Genomic DNA, 8,779 nt, shown 5'->3' with positions numbered 1-8,779 from the left:
TAAGAGACAGGTCCGTGTGGGTGAATACACGTTCTCCGGGGCGGCGAAGTGGTCGCCGTCGCGGGCCCGAAGAACGAAGTCCCGTCGGGTGTCGCGGACATGGGCACCGCGACCGGGTGGCGTCGACCACCATCGGGTCCGGTCCTTCGCGGTGAACGCCCGCCGGGTACCTGCGGTCCGGGGCGAGGGGATCCCGTGTTTCGCCACGTGGGGCGGTGAGTTGGCGTCGCGCCATGGCGGACATGGCGGAATCCCTCGTGCCGGTGACGACCAAGCAGTCGCGTTCGGCCCGGTCGTCGATGACGCGGGCCCGCTGGACCGTCTTCCCGGTCGTCGCGGCCGCAGCCGCGTTCGCCTTCGGCACCGCCCCGTTCCAGGACCGGACGACAGCGGACGGTTGGATACCCCTGGCCGACATTGCCGGCGGCATGGGGTGTTACGTCTTTCTGCGCGGCGCGAACGTGGCCCGGAAACCGATGCGTCTGCACGGGCCGAACGACCGCTATCTGAGCACCCGGACCTGGACGGGGACCAGGACGATCGACCTCGCGGACCTGCGCCTGATCCGCGGCGCACGCCTGTATCCCGGCGCGGCGGGCACCACCGTCGACGTCATTCTGCGGGACGCGGCCGGTACTCGGGTAACCCTGCGGGACGAACGTGACCTCGGATTTCTCAGGGAGCACGTCGTCGCGGGCATGGACGCCTCGCGGATCCGGGTCGCCCGACTGGCGCGTGCCGACTTGGGCCTGGGCCCCGCCCGCCGGTGGCGCACGGCGGTGTATACGGCGTGCGGCCTGTTCGAGATGATCACGCCGATGTCGGTCATGACCTTGCCGCTGACGCTCTAGACACGCGAACGGTGACCGATCCCGGCGACCGGCCGGGCATACCGGGGCACGGCGCACGCCACATACCGTGTCTCACGGTGCAGGCGGGTCGGGCTCGCCCGGGGCGGTTCATGATCGGCGCGCTGCGGGCCGAAGCCATGGGGGCGGGAAACGCGGGGCCCCTCACTCTCGGCAGTCGGATGGCGGGCACGAAAGCGCACACGTCGGAGGGGTGGGGACGTGAGCAGGCGACCGGGCCGGGGCTCGGTGGGCGGGCCCCAGCCCGGTCGTCACTCGCGGCCGGCGACGGCACTCACACGCAGGCCAACCAATGGGTGGTGGCCTCGGACACGCAGACGCTCGTGGTCAGATGGCCGTTCACACCGAGCGCGTTGTTTCCGGGGTAGTAGAGCGCGGATTTTCCGTTCGCGGAGACCCGGTAGTCGGTCCAGGGCCCGGTGAGCGTGAACAGGACCGAACTGACGTCGTCCGCACGGTTGTAGATGACGCCGGTGACGCAGATGCGCTCGCCGTAGCGGGTTGTCGGGCTGCAGCGGTCGGCCGCCTGGGCCGGGGCCGCGGATACCACGCCGGCCGCGGTGGCGGCGGCGACGGCCAGGGTGGTGATCATCTTTCGGAACACGGTGCACCTCTTCTTCCATGAAGGTGAAGGAGACTGAAGTCGCGCCGCGCCGTGCGATGTACGGATCCGGATGGCACCGCAGGTGGCACGCGCAACGTGATGTGGTGTGTGGCGTGGCATGGCTGCACGGGTGGAGCGTCATCGCCGGCGAACGAGCCATGATTCCCCCGGAATGGAGGCGGCGGTCGTCTTCTCCGCCTCCGCCGCCGAAGTGGCGGCACAGCCAGGCTGTCGCCCGCGCCCGACGGAGTCACGTTTCCCGTACGAATCCGTACACCCCGCTCCTAGACTCGGGTTGCCCGACGCACGGATTCACGGGGGTGCGAACGTCATGAGTGGGCAGCGGGGCGGGATGCCGGATCCGGAGGGCGCCGCAGATCTGGGGCAGTTCGTCGAGTTGTTGGCAGACCTGCGGGCGTGGGCGGGGATGCCCTCGTACCGCACGCTCGCGAGACGGGTCGGGCCGCTGATGAGGCCCGCACGCGTGCTCTCGCTCTCCACGCTCGCGGACGTCTTCAGACCCGGGCGCCGTCGCCTGGACCTCGACCTCGTCACGGCGATCGTGCGGGCTCTGGGCGTGAGCGAAGACGAAGCCGGGCGCTGGCGCGAGAGCGGCATCAGAGTCCATCGGGACGCGAAGACGGGCGGACCCATCGGGGTGTTGCACCAACTCCCGGCGGACCTGGCCGTGTTCACCGGACGCGAGAAGGAACTCGCCGATCTGATCGCCACCACGACCGGTCCGGGCTCGCGGGCCACCACGGTGGTGATCTCCGCGATCGAGGGCATGGGCGGTGTGGGCAAGACCCAACTCGCCGTTCACGCCGCACATCACCTGGTCCGGTCAGGACACTTCACCGACGTCCAGCTCTACGTGAACCTGCACGGGTTCGACCCCGAGCACGAGCCCGCGGACCCGTCGGAGGTTCTGGCGGCGTTCCTTCGACAGCTCGGAGTACCGGGTGCCCAGGTACCATCCGAGACGGGCGAGCGAGCGGCGATGTTCCGAGACCGAATGAGGGACAGGGCCTCCGTCCTCATCCTCGACAACGCCGGGGACGAGGAACAGGTCAGGGAGCTGATCCCGGCCCACTCCGGCTGCCTGGTCCTGATCACCAGCAGGCGCAGTCTCACGGGCCTGGACGGTGCGAAGATCCATCGGCTCGACGTCCTCGGCGACGCCGATGCGGTCGATCTGCTGACGGCCGTCGCGGGTGGGGAACGGATCGAGAGCGACCGCGTCGCGGCCGCGAAGGTCGCCCGAGCCTGCGGCAACCTCCCCCTGGCGTTGACGATAGCCGCGGCGCGGCTGCGGGCCCGTCCTTCCTGGACCGTTTCCGACCTGGTGGAACACCTGAACCGAGGGGGCCTGGACGCGATGACGGTCGGCCTGCGTTCGTTGCGGCGGGTGTTCGACCTGTCCTTCGACGCCCTACCCCCGCACAGACGGTTGATGTTCCTGCTGCTGGGGATCCAGCCCGGCACCGACGTGACGACGGAGGCGGCTGCGGCCCTGGCCGGCGTCGGTCCGCGTGCGGCACGCGGCACGCTGGAAGCCCTGTGCGACGAATACCTCCTGCTGCAGCGTTCACCGGGACGGTTCGAACTCCACGACATTCTGCGTGCCTACGCGCTGGAGACGGCCGCCGACCGGCTCCCGCCGGCCGAGCGTGTCCCGGCCACGGATCGGCTGCTGACCTGGTACGCCCAAACGGTCGAGGCCGCCGCGACCACCCTCCTGCCCTCGCTGGGCCTGCCGCCCGCCTCCTGTTCGACCCTTCAGGCTCCCGCGACGCAGTTCACCGAACGCAGCGACGCCGTCGCCTGGTTGGAGGTCGAGCACGCCAATCTTCTCGCGGCGGCGACCGTCGCCATCGCTACCGGCCGGCTCGACGCCGCGTGGCGGATTCCGGCCGCCGCCTCGGTGTTGCGGGCCGTGAACCAGAACTGGCTCCAGTGCGAAGCCCTGCTCACCGAAGCCCTGTCTGCGGTCCGGCATACCGGCGATCTCGCCGCACAGGCCTGGCTCCGGAACCGCCTGGGCGCGACAGCCACCGAACTGGGCCGGACGAGGGAGGCGGAGGCGATGTTCACCGAGGCCCTTGCCGCGCGGCGCCGCCTCGGGGACCGCGACGGAGAGGCCGCGGTGCTCAACAACCTCGTCATCTTCTACGGCCGCACCGACCGCCCCCGACTGGGCCTCGAACACTCCGTCCTCGCTTTGGAGTTGGCCCGACGCGAAGGCAACACCGACCGCGAGGCGTCCGCTCTCAACGCCATGGCGGCCTGCCTGTCCCGGCTCGGCCGCAATGCGGAGGCCCTGGAAGTGATGCTCGAAGTGGTGGCGATCCGCGAACGGCGCGGCGACGGCCACCGCCTCGCCCTGGCGTACGTCGTCACCGGTTCACGGCACCTCGACCTGGGCCGATTCGAGGCGGCGGAGGTCTGCGACGTCAAGGCGCGCGAGATCGCTCGCCGCAGCGGTGATCGCTTCGGGGAGGGCGAGGCACTTCTCGGACAGGGCAAGGCCCTGCTCGGACAGGGACGGCGGACGCTCGCGAAAAGCCGCCTGCGGGAAGCGGCCGACATCTTCGAGGAACTGGACGCCGGAGACTACCTGGCCGAGGCTCGCCGGTTCATGACGGACGCCGACGGGTGAAGGAGCCCGCGGCCGCCGGGCACGCCGTCGGCTCGGCCAGTCGACCGTGTCGAGTGCCGCCGCGTAGCGCTCCGACGCAACGGGCGAGGTTCAGGAGAGATCTTCACTGTCTCCCCACAATGGGATCTCCCGGAAGGGCTCCTCCCCGCCCAGGAGTGCGATGCTCCCGGGGGTGGTCGCCTTCAGGTCCGCGCTGGGCACCAACGCCTTCGTCTCGATCGTTTGTCCAGGACGCGGGGGACCAGCCGGGCGCCCGAGGCGGTCTCGAAGACCTGCCGGGGACGGGGCGGGCGGTGGTGGTGGTGCTGCTGCTCTGCGCCCATGCGTTCGTCCCTGCGGGCGTCGTTGCGGACCGTCTCCGCAGGTCGGTTGTGAAACTCCCGGGCGCCAGGCCCGGATCGGGGGAGTCGGGGCTGTCGCCGGTGATCGACACGAACGCCGTGTACCGCCCGCACACCGCCGCCGTCCCGGGCGCGGCTGCGGCGCCGGAGGCGCACCGGGCAACGTCCCGGCCGCGGCCCGAGCCGCCGAACGCGCCCTGGCCGCAGGCGGCGACAGCGCCGACATGGCCGCCCGCGCCGGCCGGACCCCGAAGTGCGCGGCGGTGAGGCGACGGTCGCCGCGCCGTTTTTCCTCGACCCGTCTCTCAGGGTGGATCAGGCGCCCGCTCCGCCGGAGCTCGCAGGTGAGCGCATCCGACAAGGCGGCGGCGAACTTGTCGACAGGGTAGATGACTTCGTGCAGCACCCGGCGACTCAGACCGCTGACTTGCCGACGGATCTCACGCGGAGGTGCGCGGGCGACGATCTTCCCCGCGACCAGGATGGCCTACGCGTCCGCAGAGGCGTTCGACCTCGTCGAGCCGATGTGTGGTCAGGAGGATTGCCGTGCCGGCCGCCTTCAGCTTCTCGATGACGTCCCCGAGTCGGTTGTCGGGCCCTGCTTCTTCTCCTCTTGCCCAAGGTCTCGGTTCCTCTCGGACGGTTTCGGGCGGAGGTGACGACGAGCGGGGCGTGCGGGGTCGTGAAGGCGGGGCGTGGGGTGTCCGCGGCGGCACGGGACCGGTTGCGTGACGACGGGCGCGCCATCGGCGTGCGGACTGGTGATTTCGCCCGGCGTCGTCGCGGAGACGGCGCGGAACCACCATGGGCGGGTGCCCCCGAGCGCGCCGGCTGCGGGCCCGGTGGGGCCGACCACGGTGTGACGGATCGGTTCACCCGCGCGCCGCTCCGCGGTGCCGGCGGTTCGAGTCGCGGTGGGCGGAGTCGTACTGCTCGAGGAGGGGGCGCCTGCGGTCCCACGTCTTCAGGCGGCCGTTCTGCTCGGCCTGTCGGCGGGCGATGCCGGACAGCGCTTCGAGGACGATGCGGCTGCCGAGCATCGCGGTGATGTCGGCGTGGTCGTGGCCGGGGGCGACCTCGACGACCTCGACACCGACGATGGGTAGTTCGTAGGCCAGGCGGCGAACGCTGTCCAGGAGTTGGCGCGAGGTCAGGCCGCCGGGCTCCGGGGTCCCGGTCCCGGGGGCCATGCCGGGGTCGACGACATCGACGTCCACCGAGAGGTAGACGCCGTCGCAGTCGTCCAGTGCCGTGCGCGACGCCTCGGCCAGGCAGGTTTCCAGGCCGCGTTCCACGATCTCGGTCATCTCGTAGGAGCGCATGCCCTGTTCGGCCATCCACTCCAGAGTGTCGGGGCCGGGCCAGTAGCCGCGCAGGCCCAACTGCAGGAAACGGTCGCTGCGGGCCGCGCCCGATTCGAGCAGGCGGCGCATCGGCTGGCCGTGGGCGATGAGGGAACCGTGGCAGATGTCGCCGGTGTCGGCGTGTGCGTCGAAGTGGACGACCGAGACCCGGCCCCAGCCGACCGCGCGTGCGACGCCGGTGACGTTCGGGAGGGCGATCGAGTGGTCGCCGCCGAGTATGAGGGGCGTCTTGCCGGCGGCCGAGACGGTGTTCACGGCCCGTTCCAACGCGGCGTGTGCCTCCTGTGCGTTGCCGCTGAACATCATGACGTCGCCGGCGTCCATGACGCGCAGGTCGAGAAGTCCGTCCACGCCCAGCGCGAGGGAGGGCCGGCTGCCGTCGTGTTCGAGGTAGCAGGCCTGCCGAATGGCCTTGGGCCCGAAGCGGGCGCCGGAACGGTACGAGGTGCCGCCGTCGTAGGGTGCGCCGAGGATGACCACCTGGGCGTCATCCCACGTGGAGCGTTCGTCCAGGTTGCAGGGAGGGACGCCGAGGAATGTGACGTCGGGGCCGTACATCGCGCCATAGCGGGTCATGGAAGAGTCCTTTGCATCATGCGGAACGGACCGCCGGGCCGACTTGTTGCGGTGCGGCGCCGTGCGGAGCGGGGAGCAGGTCCGTCGATCGGCGAACGGGTACGCCAAAGCGGGTGCGCACACCACGCTTTGCCCGACCCGCCCACCCGTCGCGGCGCCCACCGCGCCAGGCCCAAATCCTCACAGCCTTGCGCCACCACAAGGTATGGAGGAGCTTTCGACAGCGCTCCATATGGTCTATGGAGGCTGCGCGTCACCCGCCGGTTGTTCGGCTGCCCGGTGGGGCGGTTCGGTCAGGGCACCCTTCGGATCGATGCCACGCGGTGCAGTTCCTCTCGTACCCGCTCCACCAGAGCAGGCCGTGGGCCTTGGGGGGTGAGGAACCGGACGCTGCGAGAGCCGAGGACCTGCACGGCGGGGCGGACGACGACGTCGTACCCCTCCTCCACGGCGAGTTCGGGTACGAGAGCGACGGCGGTGCCGGCTGCGACGAAGCCGTGGACCACACCGTAATCATCGGTCCTGAGCACCGTCCGGGGGCGGAACCCAAGGGACTGGCACGTCGCGAAGAGAGTCTGGTCGCTGGGGTCGTACGAGCCGCGAGAGACGATCCACCCGTCGTCGGCGAGCAGTTCGATATCGACAGGACCCACCGACCGGGCCTGAGGGTGCGACGCGGGGAGCAACACCCGGTACGGATCGTCGAACAGGGTTTCGGCCCGTATGTCGGCGCCGTATCGTGCCTCGGCTCCACCGATGTCGTAGATCACGGCGCAGTGCAGCGACCCGGCTCGTACCTGTGCGACCAGATCGAGTGGTTCGGCCTCGATCAACTCGACGCGCACACCCGAACCGATCGCGGCGTCCCGTACGGCCCGGGGTAGCAACCGCGAGGCCGCGGAGTGGAAGGCGCCGATGCGCAGCGTCGACACGCCGTGTTTCATCCGGGCCTCGACATCCGCCTCGACCGCTTCGATCCGGTCGAGGACAGCGCCCGCATGCTCCAGAACCGTCGTGCCGAGGTCCGTCAGGATCGCCCCGGTGGGACCGCGCTCCACCAGCTTGGCCCCCAAGTGCGCCTCCAGCGCTCCGAGGTGGTAGCTGATGGTCGGTTGTCCGTAGTGGAGTTCGCGGGCGGCCCCGGCCAACGAACCGCTCGAGGCGATGGCGCGGAGAACCTGAAACTGGCGAAGATCGAGCATCCATACATGCTATGTATCCCGGCTGCGCAGCCGGCCTCGTTCAGATTGCCTCCGTGTCCTACACGCGCCGCCCGTCTGGTCGACAGCGGAAGCTCTACGATGCTTTCGGCCGCACGATCACGCAGCCCAGCGGGGCCGACAGGACTCATGGTGCCAACGACCTCGTCCGGCGAACAGGCAGTCGGTGATGAGGCCGGGAGGCACCGGTCTCACCGCGGTAGGAGTCGTCATGGGCGGGAACAGCGTTGCCATCCGGCGCCCCGCACCGATACCGACACCCTGACCACACACGTCGGGGAGGAGCTGTGGACCCCCGACGGCCACTCGGTGCTCCACCGGGCCGGGAAAAGCCTCTCCTCCATGGGCCCGCACACCGCGGCAACCCGCCACTGGACAGCGCCTCGCTGCCGACGCCGGCCGGTTGCTCGGGACCCGAACGTCCCGACACCGTCGTGGCGGCGAACGTTCCGCGGGTCCGGTGCAACCAGTGCCGGACACGATTTGGGTTCCGACGGACGAGATTCCGATAGTTCGCAGGTGGTTTGTGGCCGGCCGTCATCGCGCGTCCGATCATGGACCGCGTGGACGGTCTTCCGAGGACGGGATGCGCGACCCGGTCGAGGCGGACGAGGGTGACACGGAACCCGACTGGTGGGACGAGGACTTGCACGACTTCTCGCCGTCCTGACCCTGGTGACGCGGGGCGTGGTGTCCCGACCGGTCGGACTCTCGCCGCGCGGACGCCCCGACCCGGTCCGGCGAACGCCTCGGTCCACCCGGACTGCGGTGCCCTGCGCGACCGACCACGTTGCCCGGGCACGGCCGGGCCGGGGCGCACGGGTACGCTGCGCGGGGCGGTCGCCGTACCCGCTCGCCACGCCGCGACCGGTGCCGGAGCCGCACGCCGAGGTCATTTCGTCAGAGGAGCCACACCCTCGGGGCACCGGCGGAACTCGTCGTCTTTGCCACCGAACTCGCCGACCACGTACGCCGGGCCAAGGGCGGCGTCTGGACGCCGGAACACATCGGCCTTCGCGAGACCCTGCCGCTCACCGCTCTCGGCAGTGTCGACCAGAAGGCACTGCGGGCGGGGTGACCCCGGGGCACGGCCCGCGCCCCGCGGTCACCCCGAGAGGACCGCGTCCACACGGCGGGCCCGAGGCT

General features: G+C 70.6%; 5 protein-coding genes. 2 read left to right on the top strand and 3 right to left on the bottom strand.

The features are described from left to right. Window positions 1-242: 242 nt before the first annotated feature. The gene (locus ACFXMF_RS44935; RefSeq protein WP_379988229.1) at window positions 243-851 is read left to right on the top strand and encodes a hypothetical protein; all 609 of its coding nucleotides are present in this window, start codon (window positions 243-245) and stop codon (window positions 849-851) included. A 292-nt stretch (window positions 852-1,143) separates the two neighbouring features. Here the strand turns inward: ACFXMF_RS44935 and ACFXMF_RS44930 are convergent, their stop codons facing one another. Continuing rightward, a complete protein-coding gene (locus tag ACFXMF_RS44930) occupies window positions 1,144-1,473 on the bottom strand; it encodes a hypothetical protein (protein ID WP_360313518.1) in 330 nt (109 codons plus the stop codon). Between the two features lie 331 nt (window positions 1,474-1,804). On the opposite strand from ACFXMF_RS44930, the gene ACFXMF_RS44925 reads away from it, so the two are divergent. Further along, a complete protein-coding gene (locus ACFXMF_RS44925; protein WP_379988228.1) occupies window positions 1,805-4,132 on the top strand; it encodes an ATP-binding protein in 2,328 nt (775 codons plus the stop codon). 1,213 nt (window positions 4,133-5,345) lie between these two features. Here the strand turns inward: ACFXMF_RS44925 and speB are convergent. Continuing rightward, window positions 5,346-6,413, bottom strand: a complete 1,068-nt coding sequence (speB, locus tag ACFXMF_RS44920; RefSeq protein ID WP_360313522.1) for an agmatinase — start codon at window positions 6,411-6,413, stop codon at window positions 5,346-5,348. A gap of 293 nt (window positions 6,414-6,706) precedes the next feature. After that, the gene (locus ACFXMF_RS44915) at window positions 6,707-7,615 is read right to left on the bottom strand and encodes a LysR family transcriptional regulator (protein WP_379988227.1); all 909 of its coding nucleotides are present in this window, start codon (window positions 7,613-7,615) and stop codon (window positions 6,707-6,709) included. Window positions 7,616-8,779 lie beyond the last annotated feature (1,164 nt).

Origin of the sequence: Embleya sp. NPDC059213 (assembly GCF_042754445.1) — a bacterium.
GTDB lineage: Bacteria > Actinomycetota > Actinomycetes > Streptomycetales > Streptomycetaceae > Embleya.
This window is presented reverse-complemented; position numbering and strand designations above follow the sequence as displayed.